Below are 16,402 nucleotides of genomic sequence, written 5' to 3'. Positions count from 1 at the left end.
TGGTGGCGAAATGAATAAGAAAGAAGACCTCGCAATCCAACAACTGCTCTTTACTCCGTACAGGATGGAAACGGGGGTCCCGATGGGAGCGCTCCCTGTTTATGCGGCATCCACTCCGCCCGTCCCTCCATATTTGCTGAATCGAAAGATCGGTAGATTTGCGGCGGATCCCCTGATAGGACAGCAGGAGATCCTTTTAAAAAGCATTGTAAAGTGAAGGGGCTGAAAGGATGGGGTGGGATTCTTCCAGGGTTGATATGAATATTTACTCACAGGGGAAAATTGACACCTCGTCTATTCAACATGTAATCTATGCTCAAATGGCTGCGCGCCATACTGAAAAATTGCGCCCGCCAACTGGGAGGATGCCTATTCACTTTTAGCTGGGAAGGTGAAGGAAACCCTCGCAAAAAAGGGACCCGGCGGGTTACCGTTGTAGAATACGGACAGGTGAGTATATGTATTTAAGGTTAATTCCGCAGAGGGTTTAAAGGAAGGGATAAAGTTTTATCAAGGCAATAATGATATATGGCTGGCAGATAGGATTCCTCCTAAGTTCATAAGTGTGGATTAGCTGCTTAAACCTTGATCGGCTGAATGCCTTTCAAGGTTTTTATTTTGAACAAGTACTGTCCTAAGGAACCCAAAGTGCGCCTTCAATGTGAAGCCCTAAACAAGAAACATGAAAAAGTTTGTTTTTTTGAGTATAGTAAATACTAGGAAAATCAGCGATAATGGGGTGGATTGAATGAAATTAACGGTTATTGGCTTCTGGGGCGGCTACCCTAGGAAAAATGGCGCAAGCACCGGGTATTTGCTTGAGCATGACGGCTTTAAGCTTCTGATCGATTGCGGGAGCGGCGTTTTGGCCAAGATGCAGAATGTGGTCCAGCCCGAGGAATTGGACGCGGTCATCCTTTCCCACTATCATCCGGACCATATTGCCGATATCGGCGTTTTATACCATGCGAGGCTGATTCAGGGATTTCTCAAAGGAAAGCTCCCTCCGCTTCCGATTTATGGCCATACACAGGACGAAGCTGAATTCAAAAAGCTGACCCATGATGGCGTGACAAAGGGAATCGCCTATAAACCGAACGCGGACCTCAAGCTTGGGCCTTTCGACATTTCTTTCCTAAAAACTGTCCATCCGGTTCCTTGCTATGCAATGAGGTTCGAAGCAGGCGGAAAATCCGTTGTGTATACGGCGGACACGGCGTTCAAGGAGGAGTTTGTTCCGTTCAGCAAAAATGCGGATGTGCTCCTGTGCGAATGCAATTTTTACGCGAATCAGTCCGGTCAGGGTGCAGGCCATATGACGAGCACCGAAGCAGGCCGCCTCGCAGAGAATGCCGGGGTTGGCGAGTTGATATTAACCCATCTGCCGCATTACGGGAATGTTGAACAGCTTGTGGATGAGGCATCAAAGGAATTCGGGGGCAAAGTCCGCCTAGCCGAAGAGTTTATGGAAATCGACTTGTAATGGCCCTGGGGGGACAATTTTCAGGCTGCCTTTTATTTAAAAAAGCCGCCAGACAAAGAGAGAAAAGGGGAATGGATTATGCTGTTTATTGACAACAAAGGAATTACCGATCCGCGCATCAATCTAGCAATCGAGGAGTACGCGCTGAAAAATCTTGATATCGACCAAACTTATTTGCTTTTTTACATAAACGAGCCATCCATCATTATTGGCAAAAACCAGAATACGATTGAGGAAATCAATACGGATTATGTTGAGGATAACGGCATCCATGTCGTCCGCAGACTTTCCGGCGGCGGCGCGGTTTACCATGATTTAGGAAACTTGAATTTCAGTTTTATTACGAAGGATGACGGCGAAAGCTTCCATAACTTCAAGAAATTCACGGAGCCGGTGGTGGCGGCGCTTGCCAAGCTTGGCGTGAAGGCCGAATTAAGCGGCAGGAACGATATTGTCGCCGATGGGCGGAAAATTTCTGGCAACGCCCAATTTTCAACAAAGGGCAGGATGTTCAGCCACGGCACACTGATGCTCGATTCCGAAATTGATGCTGTCGTTTCGGCATTGAGGGTTAAACAGGACAAGATAGAATCAAAAGGAATCAAGTCGATCCGGAGCCGAGTTGCCAATATTTCTGAGTTCCTTGACAGGAAGATCAGCATGGAGGAATTCCGTTCCCTGCTCTTGAAGTATATTTTCGACGGAACAGATGATATTCCTGAATACGTCCTAACAGAAAGCGACTGGGAAAAAATCCATGCAATTTCGAAGGAACGCTACCAGAACTGGGACTGGAATTATGGGAAATCTCCGAAGTTCAATCTTCACCGCACACGCCGTTTTCCTATCGGTTCCATTGATGTGAGGCTTGAAGTCGAAAAAGGGATTATTGAGAACTGCAAGATTTACGGCGACTTTTTCGGAGTCGGTGAGGTTGCTGAAATTGAGGAAAGATTAAAAGGCATCCGCTATGACCGCTCGGAAATCGACCGCGCGCTTGAGGGTGTTGACATCAAGCACTATTTTGGGAACGTTACAAAAGAGGAGTTCCTCGAGCTCGTTTATTAATTGAAAATCCAAGCCTCTGCCAGGATAATGGCGGAGGTTTTTGTCGTTTTAAAGTGGGAAGGAATCCACGGTAAAACTTGAGACGGGACCCCTTATTCTCTATAATGAATTTAGAATATTTTTAATTTTGTAGGCGATTGAATGGAAGGCCGGTTCACGCCTAAAGGGGGAGATGGAGTTGAACTTATCGTCCAAGCTTCACGAAACCGCGCAAGCATTGCCCGAAAAAGCAGCCTATTATTTTATGGGAAAAGAAACATCTTACGGGGAACTGGATGCCGCCATCACGAAGTTTGCATCCGGGCTTGAGCAGCTGGGTCTCAAAAAAGGTGACCATATCGCGCTTCTTCTCGGAAACTCGCCGTATTTTATCATCAGCCTCTATGGCGCAATAAGGATGGGTGCCACTGTCATACCCGTCAACCCTATTTATAGTCCAGATGAAATTGGCTATATCCTGAACAACGGGGATGTAAAAGCGGTTGTCTCGCTCGATCTGCTGCTCCCGATAGCAGAAAAATCCCATCATCAACTCCCAAAGATCGAACATTATATTATCTGTGATTCCAATCAGCCGGAAGCTGCCGGAATGAACAAAGAAGAACTTACGATTCACCCAAAAATGAGAGCGTTTACAGACGTGCTCGCTACAGGACGGCTTGATTACATCGGACCGGAACTGCAGGAAGATGAGACTGCGGTCATTCTCTATACTTCGGGAACTACCGGTAAGCCGAAGGGCGCGATGCTGACACATAAGAACCTGTATTGCAACGCCATCGATATTGGCACGTATTTGAATATGGATGAGAATGACAGGATGATTACAGTCCTGCCAATGTTCCATGTTTTCTGTTTGACGGTTTGCTTGAACGCTCCGCTGATGACGGGCGCGACGATGCTGATCATTCCTAGATTCAGCCCTAAGGATGTTTTTGATATGGCCAAGGAACAGGGGGCGACGATTTTTGCCGGGGTTCCGACTATGTACAATTTCCTTTATCAATATGAAGCAGGGAATCCGGAAGATTTCAAGACGATACGGGTATGTGCCTCCGGAGGAGCCTCCATGCCTGTCGCTTTGCTTCTGAATTTCGAGAAAAAGTTCAATGTCCGAATTTCTGAAGGATATGGGTTGTCCGAAGCCTCCCCGGTTACGTGCTTCAATCCGCTTGACCGGGAGCGCAAGCCTGGTTCAATCGGCCTGTCGATTGTAAACGTGGAAAACAAGGTCGTCGATGAGCTAGGTGAGGAAGTCCCATTTGGACAGGTTGGCGAGCTGATTGTCCGTGGACCCAACGTGATGAAAGGGTATTACAAAATGCCAGAGGAAACTGCCGCAACGATACGTGACGGCTGGCTGTATACAGGGGACCTGGCAAGGATGGATGACGAAGGTTATTTTTACATCGTAGACAGGAAAAAGGATATGGTCATCGTCGGCGGTTACAATGTGTACCCGCGCGAGGTCGAGGAAGTGCTGTACGACCACCCGGACATTATTGAGGCCGCGGTCGTTGGCATTCCTGATCCCGATTTCGGTGAAGCCGTCGTTGCCTACGCGGTTTCGAAAAATCCCGAATTAACCGAAATGGAATTGGTTGCTTATTGCGATGAGAGGCTTGCGAAATATAAAGTGCCATCAAAAATCGAATTCCTCGAAGAATTACCAAAGAATACGACGGGGAAAATTCTCCGCCGGGCGCTCAGGTCGCAGGTCATCGAAGCGGCAAAGCAGTAGAGGGAAAGTGGCAAATTGAAGCTTCGCCGTTCAAGTGATAGGAAAATTATTTAATAGAAAAACAGTTTTAACAATATGGTGTAAAGGGGCAGGCTGCCGTTGTCTGCCCCTTGCCAATGCCAACTTGGAGGGAATGTGGACGATGAATCAGATTTTATTTGAACAAAAAGGGCATATTGGAATAATCACGATCAACAGGCCGGAAGCGATGAATGCATTCAACTATGATACGTTGGTCAGGCTTCAGGAAGTCGTTGAGGAAGTGAGCGAAAACAATGACGTGCGGGTTGTGATTTTCACTGGCGCCGGTGAAAAAGCGTTCAGTGTAGGGGCGGATTTGAAGGAGAGAAAGACGCTGACAATCGAACAAGTGCTTCGGAATGTAGGTAAAATTAGCGAGGTATTCAACCTTGTCGACATGATGCCGCAGCCAACCATTGCTGCCATAAACGGTTTCTGTTTCGGAGGCGGGATGGAGCTGGCTCTCGCCTGCGATTTCCGGATTGCCGAGGAGGGGATCCAGCTTGGCCTTACCGAAACAAGCCTGGCGATCATTCCGGGCGCTGGAGGGACGCAGCGGCTGCCTAGGCTGATTGGCCAGGCGAAAGCACTTGAACTGATTCTTGGCGCGCATAGGCTGACTGCCGGAGAAGCGAACAAGTACGGATTGCTGACGCGGATTGCTGGCGAGGGCAGGGCGATGGAACTTAGCCTTGAAATTGCCGCCAAGCTGCTGAACAATGGCCCGATTGCCCTCCGCCAGGCAAAGCTTGCGATTAAAAAGGGGATGGATACCGACTTGCAAACCGGATTGAAAATCGAGCGGCAGGCATACGAAGGCCTAATCCATACAGAGGACCGCGTCGAGGCGCTTTTGGCATTCAGCGAAAAAAGGCAGCCGAATTTCCAGGGGAAGTAAGGGGATAGGCGGTATAAAGCGGTTGAAGCGGGTTGCCATGGGATATCAAGACTGTTTCGCCCGGCTGTGGACGCCAAAACGGTCTTGAAAAGGTATCACCATTGCCACTTTTATAGAAAAAGAGCCAGCAATGGCAGCTGGCTCTTCCCTATTTTCACATGGCAAACCTCAATTATACCCACCTCAACATGAATTTGCAGCCGCCTTTAATGAACGGAAGCAACGGGAGGTCTTCCTCGATAATCCTTCCGACGACATTGACTTTCTCATCCGCGGTCAGGTCTCTCTTCGTGATTTGCACTTCGCCCTGGTAGCGGCCGTATCGTTCATTGTCGATCGTGATAGAGCCGGTAACACGCTCGACCGTATTGAGCGGCGGCACGTTCTTGCTGCCAATAAGTGCATACATGCGGGATTCCATCGAACGGATGACATCCCGCGCGCTGTCCTGGCGGTTGGATTGGATCGCAGCGAGTGTTTCGAGGAGATTCTGGTCTCCTGTAAATGGGCGGGCGCGAAGATAGAAAACGCCATCCCTGTACGCGGAAAATTGCTGAAGTGCCGTGTCGGATACGCCCGGGTCGCCAATGAGGATTTTATCGACGCCTTCATTTTCCATAAGGTCCAGAAAGGCAGCGAAGGGCGAAGAAAACCTGTGGTCCTCCAATGTCGGTAGCCCTTGGAATAAAGGGCCGCGCCTTGTTCCGTCACCTGGAACAAACGCCATCACCGTAATTCCCTCGTTCCGCAGCATACGGTTTTTCTCCCTAAAGCTTTCCCGTTCTAGCCCGGTTTCTGGCCTTGGGTAAAAATTATGCCATGCCTCAACGGAACCGGCATTCAGGCCGTGGGCTTTCATAGTGTTGATTTCCTCATACGTCAGCGTACTCGCATTCAGTGCCACCTTCATTTTTTGCGAGAGACGGGCGATGGTTTCCGGCTCGACTCCATAATCGACGCGCAGCCCGCTAAGCCCCCACCCAAGCAGCGTATCGGCAGTTTCCCATGTGCACCCAAGGTGGCGAAGCGAATTCGGCGAAATATCGGGAATCAGTTCCATATCCAGTTCCCGGGCAAGCTTGCCCAGTTGCATCAACTCATCGCGGTAGACGGCGGGATTATCCTCGGGAATATGAAGGGATGTGAAAATTGAGTCGAAGCCATGGTCCTTCATTTTCCGGATATTGGCTTCCTGGCTGGCTACAGGCTGTGATAAATAAACAGATATTCCTAGCATTCTCAAAAACTCCTTTCCTATCAGCCAAAAAAAGACCTGGCACCCCGGTGAAAGAGTGCCAAGCCGCTTTATACTTTTACTCTATTAAATATTATCCGCCATTTCCTCTTTGAAACCAAACAGGTAGGTGAAAATAAATCCGAAAGCGTAGGCAAGCAGGATGCCGATTAGGTAAAACAGGTATTTGTTATCAACGATTAGCGGAGTGAGGGAAAGCCCTGATACGCCGATTCCGCCCGCGGCTGTCTTCATGACCGCCTGGAATGCTCCGCCGACCGCGCCACCCAAACATGCCGTGATGAACGGACGACCAAGAGGAAGAGTTACCCCGTAAAGGAGAGGTTCGCCGATTCCAAGGAATCCGACAGGAAGACCCCCTTTGATGATGTTGCGCAATCTCTTATTCTTAGTTTTTGTGAAAATTGCAATTGCCGCGCCAACCTGGCCTGCACCAGCCATTGCCAGTATTGGAAGAAGCGGAGTGTTGCCAAGTGAGTTAATGAGCTCCAGGTGAATTGGTGTCAAGCCGTGATGCAGACCGACCATAACGAGCGGCAGGAAGAAGCCCGCAAGAATCGCGCCGGCGACCACACCGCCAACTTCAAGGATTGCTTTTAGGCCGGTCGTGATTCCGTCAGCAAGGACACCCGCGACTGGCATGATAACGATTAACGAAAAGAATCCGACAATTAAAACTGAAATGAGGGATGTAAAAATAATATCAACAGAGCTTGGTACAACTTTTCTTACACGTTTTTCAACAACTGTCATTAGCCATGCGGCAAACATGACTCCAAATAACCCACCGCGCCCAGGTATGAGCGCTTCACCGAACAATTTGATTTCCGCAAGGCCCGGGCTGAACAGGACAATACCGGCAATTGCGCCAAGCACTGGCGTTCCGCCAAATTCCCTCGCGGTGTTCCAACCGACAAGGACTGCCAGGGATCCGAATACGGCGCCTCCAAGGACAAGAAGGATTTGCATCCATGTTTGGGTTGGGTCCACGCCCGCGTTTTTCGCGAAGTTTGCCGCCCCATTGATGATTCCGGAAGCAACAAGCCCTGGAATGAGAGGGATGAAAATGCTTCCGATTCGGCGAAGCAGGTTTTTAATCGGGGTGTTGTTTTTCTTTTTAATAGCCGATTGATTCAATGCTGCCCTTTCTTCGAGGGTCAAATCTTCGGGCTCCGCATCTTCGCCAACAACCAATCCGGTTTCCTGGCTCATTTCAGCGGCGACCTTGTTGACCGTGCCGGGGCCGACAACGATTTGCAGGTTGTCGTCCTCGATCACGCCCATAACGCCATCGACCTTTTTCAAAGCCTGAATGTCTGCCTTGGAATCGTCCTTCAGATCAAGGCGAAGGCGGGTCATGCAGTGGGCCAGCCTTTTGACGTTGTCCTTGCCGCCGATATGCTGAAGTATATCATTGGCCATGCGTTGTTCTTTTTTCACATTTACTCCTCCTATTTTGTCTTTCTAATAAAACCGTTGGACTGGTCAAGCTTCTCCGTGGCTTCCTCATAGGAGCAGCCTAGAAGAATCATCACGATTGCCGCCTTTACGTTTTCGTTGGCTTTTTCGTAAAATTTGGCAGCGGTTTCATAATCTGTTTCAGTAGCTTGCATAATGATCCGCTTCGAGCGTTCAACCAATTTTTTGTTCGTTGGCTGGACATCAACCATAAGGTTTTTGTACACCTTGCCAATACCAATCATTGAAGCGGTAGAAATCATATTCAGGACCAACTTTTGCGCGGTCCCGGCCTTTAGCCTAGTCGAGCCGGTCAGTACTTCGGGCCCAGTTTCAACCTCGATGGCGATATCGGCATACTTGCTGATTTCACTATTTTTGTTGCAGCTGAGGGTTACGGTTGTCGCCCCTTTTGTATTGGCATGCTTCAACGCGCCAATAACATAAGGCGTCCTGCCGCTAGCGGCAATGCCAATGACCGTGTCATTTTCGTTGACCGAAATGTTGTCCAAATCCTCGACACCCAACTTCTCATCGTCCTCTGCACCTTCGACAGCCTTTGTGAACGCTTTCATTCCGCCCGCAATAAAACCCTGGACCATTTCCGGCGGGGATCCGAATGTTGGAACGCATTCAACGGCGTCAAGCACTCCAAGCCTCCCGCTTGTCCCAGCACCCAAGTATATCAGGCGGCCGCCTTTTCGGAAGGAAGAAATGGTCTTCTGGACAGCCTCTTCAATCCGGGGAATCTCGCTTGCCACAGATTGGGGAACGGTGAGGTCTTCCTTGTTCATTGTTTCAAGGATTTCCTTTACCGACATGAGGTCGAGGTCCATTGTCTTGTCGTTCCTTTTTTCCGTTGTTAGTTTGTCAAGCATAGAATCATCCTTCTTTTATTAATCCTTACAACTCTATTCTATGCCAGTGAAATTTAAAGTCAATATTATTTATTGTTTTAGTGAATGGCAATTTCAATTAATTAAATTTTTAAAATATAAGAGGCGCTTGCCATTATATATGACAAACGCCTTTTTTTTATATCCTTTATTTTTAAAAAAGAAGGAGTAAATGCTGCACCATGCAAGGTTCAGCGCCTTAGCTTTATAACCTCGTCCCGCGCCTCGTGGTAGCGTTCAACAACTTTTTCGCCGACAAGGTTAAATACACTTAAGTAAAGTGCATCGATAATATTTAGCTGTGTCATCCTTGAAGAAATGGTCCCGATTCGGAAATCCTGTTCAACCGCGGGAGTACAGAGCCGAATATCTGCCATTTTATATAAAGGGGATTTATCCAGATTTGTAAGTGCGATGACAATGGCACCCTTCTTTTTGGCGAATTCGGCAAGCTCCAGGACATCCTTTGTTTTTCCGGACATTGAGATAGCCATGAAGATGTCATTCGTGGACAGGTAGGGAATGAGGGAAAGCAGGTAATGGAAATCATGCGCCATGACCGAATGGTATCCCAGTTTGGTGAATTTATAGTGTGCGTCAAGGGCAGCGGTTGCCGACCCTCCTACTCCGAAGAAAACCAGTTTTGACGCGTTGGACATTACTTCGACAGCCCGCTCCAGCTCCTTCCTGTCCAGGGAGGAGAGGGACGATTCGATTGCCGTTTTATTAGTGTACGTGATTCTATGGAACAAATCATAGGGAGAGTCCTTATGCTGAAGAATCGAAAAATCGGTCAGGCCCGTACCGGACAGTGCATTGTGTTTCGCCAGTTCCAGCTTGAATGCTTTAAAGCTCCCAATTCCGATGGACTTGCAAAACCGGACGACACTCGATTCACTGACCCCGGTCTTTTGAGATAAATCCTTTGTAGTCATGTTCGGGATAAATTCGGGATGTTCGATAATATATTTGCCGATTATCCCCTCGGCTTCCGATAACTTTTCCAGTTCCCTTTCTATCCTAGCCAGCAGAGTATTCACAATATCCAGCTCCCAAGTTTAATTAGCTATTACCATCATAGGGCGAAAAGTGTCTTGGCGCAATAATCTCGGGGGATGACCCTTCCAGTAAAAATTTCGGGCTACTCATTTCCTGAAAATTTGATAAAATGTATCTTTATAATAGGTACCCATACATAAAAGGAAACGGGGGATTGGAAATGGCGGAAACAACGGCAGGGAGAATGTCTCCCGCCACCGACTTTAAAGCCGGCTCACAGGCCGGGGTCAGCATCGCAATCGGCTACTTTCCGATAGCCCTGACATTTGGGCTTTTGGCTAAAACTGCCGGTCTGTCAATCGGGGAAACCTTTTTGATGAGCCTTGTCGTGTTCGCGGGGGCTTCCCAGTATATTTCATTGAGCCTGCTTACGATTGGGACGGGCATGTTTGAAATCGTCCTGACAACCTTCATCGTCAATATCAGGCATTTCCTGATGGCTACTTCACTGAACGAGAAAACTCCGGAAGGGGATATCGCCGCAAAAGCTGTTTATTCATTCGGCTTGACCGATGAAACCTTTTCGGTCGCGGCGACGAAGGAAGGCGAGATCCGAAAAGGGTATATGTTCGGCCTCGTGCTCATTTCCTACGCGAGCTGGGTCGTTTTTTCCGGAGTCGGCCATTTGATTGGCGCGAACCTTCCGAAAACATTGCAAGAGAGCATGGCTGTCGCGCTGTACGCCATGTTCATCGGGCTGCTCGTTCCTTCTATGAAAAAAAGCGTGAAAGCCATTTTCCTTGCAGTGATGGCAGCTTGTTTCAATACGATTTTTACGATGGGGAACATTCTTGAACCGGGCTGGGCGATTGTCGCGGCAACCCTTTTGGCCGCAATCATTGCTGAAACAGTTGTTTACCTGAGGGGAAGGAAGGTGCCAGGCCATGAAGAGTGAAATTGTCTGGATGATCATCGGTATGGGGATTGTTACGTATCTTCCACGAATGCTCCCGTTTGTCCTTTTTAAAGGGAAGGAAATGCCGCCTTTTTTGCAGGGTGTTTTGAAAAATGTTCCATTCGCCACGCTTGGCGCACTTATCTTTCCGGGGATTCTTTTCATACACGAAGACATACGATACGGGCTGATTGGCGCGGCTGCCGCTTTCATTGCCGCCTTTCTTGGCGCGAATGTCATTGTCGTCGTCCTCGGCTCGATTGCCGTTTTAACCGTCTTTTCGGGAATACTATAACAAACGCCGGTTCCAAACGGGCCGGTTTTTCTTTTGAATGGTTTTGTGAAAGGGCATTGTTGTTTTGAATACGTTGATTGAAGCGGAGGGTGCCGACTCCTCGAAAACGCTACCGCGTTTCCTTCGTGCGTGGGGAAATTCGAGGAAGACATTCAGTGTCCAGCGGGATGAAGCGGCAAGTTGGAGACCCCACAGGCGCGAGCGCCGAGGAGGCTCCAATGACGCCCCGCGGAAAGCGTGCGCCCTTCGTTCTAATCAACAGCCTTTTCAAAAAAGAAGTTACAGGAAATCCTTTTAAAACAAGGACAAACTGTTCTAAACACATCCTTTTTTACTACACTAATAAGAGACAGGCTTTACAAAAAGGAGGACAATTTATGGCAAGGAAGATGGGGGTCTTCTCAATCCTGGCTTTTGTGCTTTACGGGCTTTTCTTTTATTGGTACCTTTTCCATTTCTCAAGTTCCTCCCTGCCGTTTGAATACCAGGGGACGAGCGCAGACCCCGTCACATTCATGAATGGAAGGGAGCTTGTGCTTACCGAAGAATACTCGAAAATAAGAAATTTGATGTTTTTTCTGTCATCTCCGTGGGAATGGCTGTTTTATATTCTCATTTTGCTTACAGGGCTCAACAATTGCTTTAAACGATGGGCGGAAGACGCGACAAAGCGGAAATTCCTCAGGCTGCCGATTTATTTGTTCTGGCTTTCGTTTGTGGGTTACCTGGCCGTTCTTCCACTCAGCTATATCAGCTATTCCCTGTCCAAAACGTATAATATATCGACCCAAACATTCCCATCCTGGATGAAGGATGAACTGATTGATTTCTGGATTAATTACGGCATGCTGCTCATTATCGTGCCTGTTTTGTACTTCCTTTTAAAAAAGAGCCCGAAACGCTGGTGGGTATTCGCCTGGCTGCTTTCGGTCCCGTTCACGCTGTTCATGATGTTCGTCCAGCCAGTTATCATCGATCCGCTTTACAATGATTTTTACCCATTAAAAGATAAAGAGCTTGAAGCGAAAATCCTGGATTTTGCCGCCAAAGCCCATATCCCTGCCGAGCATGTTTACGAAGTCAATATGGCCGAGAAGACAAATGCCATGAATGCTTATGTGACCGGAATTGGATCCAATTCCCGAATCGTCCTTTGGGATACCACACTGAATAAACTCACAGATGACCAAATCCTGTTCATCATGGCGCATGAAATGGGACATTATGTGGAAAAGCATTTGTACATCGGGATTGCGGGATATTTGCTGTTGTCGCTCCTTGGCCTTTATTTAGTCCATACACTTATGCAACAGGTATTGGCCAAATGGGGGAGGGAGGCAAAAATTCCTTCCGCTTCGGATTACCGGAGCCTCCCGCTCATTTTGCTGCTGCTATCAATGCTTATGTTCATCTCAAGCCCATTTTCGAACGTGGTTTCCCGCTACCAGGAAGCAAGAGCCGATACGTATGCGATTAATATGACAAAAGATCCGCGCGCAGGAATAGGCAGCTTTCAGCAATTGACCAAGGCCGGGTTGAGCCAGGTGAATCCTCCTTTCCTTGTAAAAATGTTCCGATACGGCCATCCTACCATGCTGGAAAGGATATCCATGCTAGAGGAGTATGAATTGAAGCACCGCGAGGATTAAGGATTCCCATGAAAGAGGATTAAGCATTCGGTGAAATAGAATAATGAATAAGAGCCGGGTTTCCGGCTCTTTTTTTGCCGTGAGATAGTGGGTTACCGAACCCGTGGGATAAATGCCCTTCATACCTCATATAGTTTCGTGAATAGATTTCTTTTCGGGTGGTGAGGTGGGTGGAGGTTACTGTAAGGAGAGGGGATTCTTTCTGGTATTACAGCCAGCTATATAAAATTCCCCTCCAGCTGATAACTGATTCAAACCGGAATGTTAATCCATCGGCGCTTTCGATTGGCCAAAGGGTTCAAATCCCAGGATTTGTCGCAACCGGCTATCAAATAAGAGCGGGAGATACATTATGGGCGATTGCAAGAAGCCGGAATCTTCAGCTTGATGCGCTTCTTTTGGCGAATACCGGGATCGACCCACATCGAATTCGCATTGGGCAAATGATTCGCCTCCCTACTCGAATAACCTGGAGGCTCGTCCAAGGGCGGCGGAATTATGACCACAGGGCAACGGTGAACGATTTAGGCAGGCTGCAGAATGTGTATCCTTTCCTCCAAGTAGAGTCAATCGGAAATAGCGTGGTGGGAAGGAATATTCCTGAAGTCCTTGTCGGCACGGGAGGAAAAAGGGTTCACTATAATGGTTCCTTTCATGCGAATGAATGGATTACCACCCCGGTCCTGATGACGTTCCTGAATGATTATCTTTTAGCATTAACCAACCAAACAGGCATTAGGGGAAGGGCGGCTTTGCCTTTATACAGGCAATCGACCCTATCCATTGTTCCCATGGTGAATCCGGACGGAGTGCATTTGGTCATAAACGGGCTGCCTCCAAACGACCCATGGAGGAGCAGGGTAATTGCCTGGAACAGGGGCAGCACTGATTTTTCAGGTTGGAAGGCCAATATCCGGGGAGTCGACCTTAACGACCAGTTTCCTGCAAGATGGGAGCTTGAACGGGCACGAAACCCCAAAGTGCCGGGACCCCGGGATTATGGAGGGGAAAGTCCTTTGTCCGAGCCTGAAGCCATTGCCATGGCCAATTTAACGAGAAGGCGGGATTTTTCCAGAGTCCTTGCCTTTCATACCCAAGGCCAGGTTATCTATTGGGGATTTGAAAATCTTGAACCACCCGAATCGGCTGCACTTGCAACGGAATTTGGCAGGGTAAGCGGCTATGAACCGGTCAAGACAATCGAAAGCTATGCGGGATACAAGGATTGGTTTATCCAGGATTGGCGTAGACCTGGCTTTACAGTTGAATTGGGGAGGGGGACCAACCCGCTGCCGATTTCCCAATTTGACCAAATCTATCAGGAAGCACTTGGCATTTTTTTGGCGGGCCTATATAGCTGATTTTAAAAGATATGAACGTATAAAATTTATCTGCTCACTAGGAACATTGAGGAAGCTTAGCAGCGGATTGTTCCCTTTGCTGTCTGTTCATGCTAAAATTTTGGCAACATGAACGGAGGCGGATTGCCATGTGCGGAAGATTTTCACTTATTACCGATGTTTATGCTTTGATGCGGCAGTATCAATTTGAATTTGAAGGTGAGTACGAAGCCCGCTATAATATTGCCCCGGGAACGGATATCCTGGCGATTGCCTCCTATGGGGGAAAGCGAGTTGGAGGAGAGCTGCGCTGGGGGCTGATTCCTTTTTGGGCTGACAATGAAAAAATCGGCTACAAAATGATCAACGCCCGCGCAGAGACGGTACATGAAAAAGCCAGCTTCAGGCAGCCTTTAAAATCAAAGCGGTGCCTTATTCCCGCGGACGGCTACTTCGAATGGAAAAGGGAAGGAAAGATGAAGCGGCCTTTTCGGTTCGTTAACAAAGACAATAGCCCGTTCGTGTTTGCCGGACTATACGACCGATGGGATAAAGGGGAAAGGCCGATTTTTTCCTGTACGATTATAACGACGGCTGCGAACGAAAAAACGGCTGAAATCCATGACCGGATGCCCGCCATTCTTACCCCCGGACAGCAGGATATCTGGCTTGACCCGACCGTGAGCGATTCAATGGCGCTAACGTCTCTTTTAAAACCCTATCCTTCCGAAAAAATGGACTTCTATGAGGTGTCGACACTTGTCAATTCAGCGAGGAACGAAGACAGGGGACTCATCGCGCCAATCAATAGCAAATAATGAAGAAAAACGCAGGAGCCAGCCATTCAATGAAAAATCCGTCCCCCATCCGGGACGGATTTTTGGGCTAAGCCCCATATCTCTTTTTTAAATTGGCCAAGGAACGGGTCAGTTTCATAAATGCCGGTTTGTCGCCCTGATCAAGTGCTTCATCGATTGTTCGCAACAATTTTTCTTTTTCAATGTTCAACTGGATTTCATTCAGCAGCATCTCAATGTACAATTCCTGAAGCGACGATTGTTTTGCCTTCTCCCTTTTCATGGCTCCAATTTTCATTAGCTCCGTGTAGGATTTCTCATTCATTTCTAATCCCCCCTGCTGCTTTTTTTAATTATATTGCCATCGGGGGTTAAAATCAACTTAGTTTTTATAATTTTCTGATAAATTTTCACCCAATTTTTGCAGGCATTTATGAATAAATTCGCAACATTTTCATAACATTGAGAAATTATGGAAGAATAATGGTATGATATTTTCGTATTTTACTAAAATAGGAGTGATGATATGAGGCAAAGGCAAATTGAAGAATATGAGATCAATCCATGCACCATGTTCATTAAGCCGTTCGTGTATGGAACGAAGGTTTACTCGCAAATAGTTGAAGTCAATGATGAGTACCTTTCACCCTTCAAACCGATCGAGATTATCAAAAAGAGCTGTGAATATTTCGGAAGTTCTTTTGAGGGGAGAAAAGAAGGGACGAAGCAGCTCATCGGCATCACCCATAAAGTTCCCATTGCTATTGACCCCACGAACTTCATCTATTTTTTCCCCACCACCTCGCCAAACCGGCCAGAGTGCATTTGGATTTCCCATGAACATGTTTTACACCACAACCGGACATCCACCGAAGACACACTCGTCACTTTCCAAAATAAACATTCCTACCCGTTTCCTGTTTCCTACAGTTCCTTTGAAAATCAGTTGCTTCGTACGGCGTTGCTAAGGACCAAGCTGATGCAGCGGATTGAACATATGGAGAGAAAGTCCTTCTATTTCCAAAAGTCAAAAATGATGGAAGCGTCTGAACAGCACCGTGAATATGGACAGTTTTTTGATTACCGGACCAGGGGCTAGTGGATGGATTCGCCAGTACGGGACAGATGCCTGCCAATTAAATAATATTCCATCAGTTCCTGGACTTTGTTCCGGATACGCGGATTAAAGTAGTTATGATATTCCTCATAGCCTTTATAAAGGAACAGGAACATAGTAAAAGCATCGTCCCGTTTCGTTTCCGTCACTTTCAATTGATGGGCTTTCATATACGCTTTCACCTCCGCAAGTTCCTTCTGGACCGCCTTCATTGTCTCCTCAACCAATTCCAGGTAGGGTTTCCTCAGCTTGAACGGGCTCGCTTGAATGACGGAAAGATCCCGGTTCAGGACAGTCAGCACCATTGGAAGATAAATGGCCTGCTCCATAATATCCCGGTCTTTTTCAGGTATTCTTGTCATCTTACCCCGGCTCCCTTCATCATAGAACAGAACGCATGTTCGTAAATATCATACAAAATCTGTTTGCA

Annotated in this window: 17 protein-coding genes; 11 read left to right on the top strand and 6 right to left on the bottom strand. The window is 47.7% G+C overall.

Annotated features, from left to right (window positions below; translation table 11 throughout):
• Positions 1-10 precede the first annotated feature (10 nt).
• From RB160_RS14625 to RB160_RS14605, 5 genes are all read left to right on the top strand, one after another.
• Positions 11-217, top strand: a complete 207-nt coding sequence (locus RB160_RS14625; RefSeq protein WP_316571163.1) for a hypothetical protein — start codon at positions 11-13, stop codon at positions 215-217.
• A gap of 531 nt (positions 218-748) precedes the next feature.
• Positions 749-1,483 (top strand): MBL fold metallo-hydrolase, encoded by a 735-nt coding sequence (locus tag RB160_RS14620; RefSeq protein WP_316571162.1) that lies wholly within the window; start codon positions 749-751, stop codon positions 1,481-1,483.
• 78 nt (positions 1,484-1,561) lie between these two features.
• Entirely contained in the window at positions 1,562-2,551 is a 990-nt protein-coding gene (lplA, locus tag RB160_RS14615; RefSeq protein ID WP_316571161.1) for a lipoate--protein ligase, read from the top strand.
• 178 nt (positions 2,552-2,729) lie between these two features.
• Positions 2,730-4,292, top strand: coding sequence for a fatty acid--CoA ligase family protein (locus tag RB160_RS14610; RefSeq protein ID WP_316571160.1), 1,563 nt, complete (start codon positions 2,730-2,732; stop codon positions 4,290-4,292).
• A 142-nt stretch (positions 4,293-4,434) separates the two neighbouring features.
• Positions 4,435-5,211 (top strand): enoyl-CoA hydratase-related protein, encoded by a 777-nt coding sequence (locus tag RB160_RS14605; RefSeq protein WP_316571159.1) that lies wholly within the window; start codon positions 4,435-4,437, stop codon positions 5,209-5,211.
• A gap of 172 nt (positions 5,212-5,383) precedes the next feature.
• On the opposite strand, the gene RB160_RS14600 is transcribed toward RB160_RS14605, so the two are convergent.
• The 4 genes from RB160_RS14600 to RB160_RS14585 all read right to left on the bottom strand — a co-directional run bounded on the left by RB160_RS14600 (position 5,384) and on the right by RB160_RS14585 (position 9,860).
• The gene (locus RB160_RS14600) at positions 5,384-6,448 is read right to left on the bottom strand and encodes a DUF871 domain-containing protein (RefSeq protein WP_316571158.1); all 1,065 of its coding nucleotides are present in this window, start codon (positions 6,446-6,448) and stop codon (positions 5,384-5,386) included.
• Between the two features lie 84 nt (positions 6,449-6,532).
• Positions 6,533-7,906, bottom strand: coding sequence for a PTS transporter subunit EIIC (locus RB160_RS14595; protein ID WP_316571157.1), 1,374 nt, complete (start codon positions 7,904-7,906; stop codon positions 6,533-6,535).
• An 11-nt stretch (positions 7,907-7,917) separates the two neighbouring features.
• Positions 7,918-8,802 carry an N-acetylmuramic acid 6-phosphate etherase gene (gene murQ / locus RB160_RS14590; protein ID WP_316571156.1) on the bottom strand — a complete coding sequence of 295 codons (885 nt, stop codon included), beginning with the start codon at positions 8,800-8,802 and terminating at the stop codon, positions 7,918-7,920.
• Between the two features lie 209 nt (positions 8,803-9,011).
• Positions 9,012-9,860, bottom strand: coding sequence for a MurR/RpiR family transcriptional regulator (locus RB160_RS14585; RefSeq protein WP_316571155.1), 849 nt, complete (start codon positions 9,858-9,860; stop codon positions 9,012-9,014).
• Between the two features lie 179 nt (positions 9,861-10,039).
• Here RB160_RS14585 and RB160_RS14580 point away from each other — a divergent pair, with 179 nt between their 5' ends.
• The 5 genes from RB160_RS14580 to RB160_RS14560 all read left to right on the top strand — a co-directional run bounded on the left by RB160_RS14580 (position 10,040) and on the right by RB160_RS14560 (position 14,876).
• The gene (locus tag RB160_RS14580) at positions 10,040-10,774 is read left to right on the top strand and encodes an AzlC family ABC transporter permease (protein WP_316571154.1); all 735 of its coding nucleotides are present in this window, start codon (positions 10,040-10,042) and stop codon (positions 10,772-10,774) included.
• Positions 10,764-11,069: an AzlD domain-containing protein gene (locus RB160_RS14575; RefSeq protein WP_316571153.1), complete on the top strand. Its 306-nt coding sequence runs from the start codon at positions 10,764-10,766 to the stop codon at positions 11,067-11,069. Before RB160_RS14580 ends, RB160_RS14575 begins: the two co-directional genes overlap by 11 nt.
• Before the next feature lie 377 nt (positions 11,070-11,446).
• Positions 11,447-12,718 (top strand): M48 family metallopeptidase, encoded by a 1,272-nt coding sequence (locus tag RB160_RS14570; RefSeq protein WP_316571152.1) that lies wholly within the window; start codon positions 11,447-11,449, stop codon positions 12,716-12,718.
• Positions 12,719-12,888: 170 nt separating this feature from the next.
• Entirely contained in the window at positions 12,889-14,079 is a 1,191-nt protein-coding gene (locus RB160_RS14565; RefSeq protein ID WP_316571151.1) for a M14 family metallopeptidase, read from the top strand.
• Between the two features lie 128 nt (positions 14,080-14,207).
• Positions 14,208-14,876: an SOS response-associated peptidase gene (locus tag RB160_RS14560; RefSeq protein ID WP_316571150.1), complete on the top strand. Its 669-nt coding sequence runs from the start codon at positions 14,208-14,210 to the stop codon at positions 14,874-14,876.
• A gap of 67 nt (positions 14,877-14,943) precedes the next feature.
• Here RB160_RS14560 and RB160_RS14555 read toward each other — a convergent pair whose 3' ends face one another.
• Positions 14,944-15,180 carry an IDEAL domain-containing protein gene (locus RB160_RS14555; protein ID WP_316571149.1) on the bottom strand — a complete coding sequence of 79 codons (237 nt, stop codon included), beginning with the start codon at positions 15,178-15,180 and terminating at the stop codon, positions 14,944-14,946.
• 201 nt (positions 15,181-15,381) lie between these two features.
• On the opposite strand from RB160_RS14555, the gene RB160_RS14550 reads away from it, so the two are divergent.
• Complete coding sequence (locus RB160_RS14550) at positions 15,382-15,954, top strand: competence protein ComK (protein WP_316571148.1); 573 nt, start codon at positions 15,382-15,384, stop codon at positions 15,952-15,954.
• Here the strand turns inward: RB160_RS14550 and RB160_RS14545 are convergent.
• Positions 15,951-16,334, bottom strand: a complete 384-nt coding sequence (locus RB160_RS14545; protein WP_316571147.1) for a YhjD family protein — start codon at positions 16,332-16,334, stop codon at positions 15,951-15,953. The two genes, RB160_RS14550 and RB160_RS14545, sit on opposite strands and share 4 nt — an antisense overlap.
• Positions 16,335-16,402: the final 68 nt, after the last annotated feature.

Origin of the sequence: Neobacillus sp. YIM B06451, from assembly GCF_032667185.1 — a bacterium.
GTDB lineage: Bacteria > Bacillota > Bacilli > Bacillales > Cytobacillaceae > Bacillus_D.
Note: the sequence above shows the minus strand (reverse complement) of the source record. Positions and strands in the feature narration are given on the sequence as shown.

Coding starts and splice junctions, on each gene's coding strand:
- RB160_RS14600 (WP_316571158.1), bottom strand. CDS start 6,448: ATGCTAGGAATATCTGTTTATTTATCACAGCCTGTAGCCAGCCAGGAA.
- RB160_RS14555 (WP_316571149.1), bottom strand. CDS start 15,180: ATGAATGAGAAATCCTACACGGAGCTAATGAAAATTGGAGCCATGAAA.
- RB160_RS14575 (WP_316571153.1), top strand. CDS start 10,764: ATGAAGAGTGAAATTGTCTGGATGATCATCGGTATGGGGATTGTTACG.
- RB160_RS14605 (WP_316571159.1), top strand. CDS start 4,435: ATGAATCAGATTTTATTTGAACAAAAAGGGCATATTGGAATAATCACG.
- lplA (WP_316571161.1), top strand. CDS start 1,562: ATGCTGTTTATTGACAACAAAGGAATTACCGATCCGCGCATCAATCTA.
- RB160_RS14625 (WP_316571163.1), top strand. CDS start 11: ATGAATAAGAAAGAAGACCTCGCAATCCAACAACTGCTCTTTACTCCG.
- RB160_RS14570 (WP_316571152.1), top strand. CDS start 11,447: ATGGCAAGGAAGATGGGGGTCTTCTCAATCCTGGCTTTTGTGCTTTAC.
- RB160_RS14580 (WP_316571154.1), top strand. CDS start 10,040: ATGGCGGAAACAACGGCAGGGAGAATGTCTCCCGCCACCGACTTTAAA.
- RB160_RS14560 (WP_316571150.1), top strand. CDS start 14,208: ATGTGCGGAAGATTTTCACTTATTACCGATGTTTATGCTTTGATGCGG.
- murQ (WP_316571156.1), bottom strand. CDS start 8,802: ATGCTTGACAAACTAACAACGGAAAAAAGGAACGACAAGACAATGGAC.
- RB160_RS14545 (WP_316571147.1), bottom strand. CDS start 16,334: ATGACAAGAATACCTGAAAAAGACCGGGATATTATGGAGCAGGCCATT.
- RB160_RS14620 (WP_316571162.1), top strand. CDS start 749: ATGAAATTAACGGTTATTGGCTTCTGGGGCGGCTACCCTAGGAAAAAT.
- RB160_RS14550 (WP_316571148.1), top strand. CDS start 15,382: ATGAGGCAAAGGCAAATTGAAGAATATGAGATCAATCCATGCACCATG.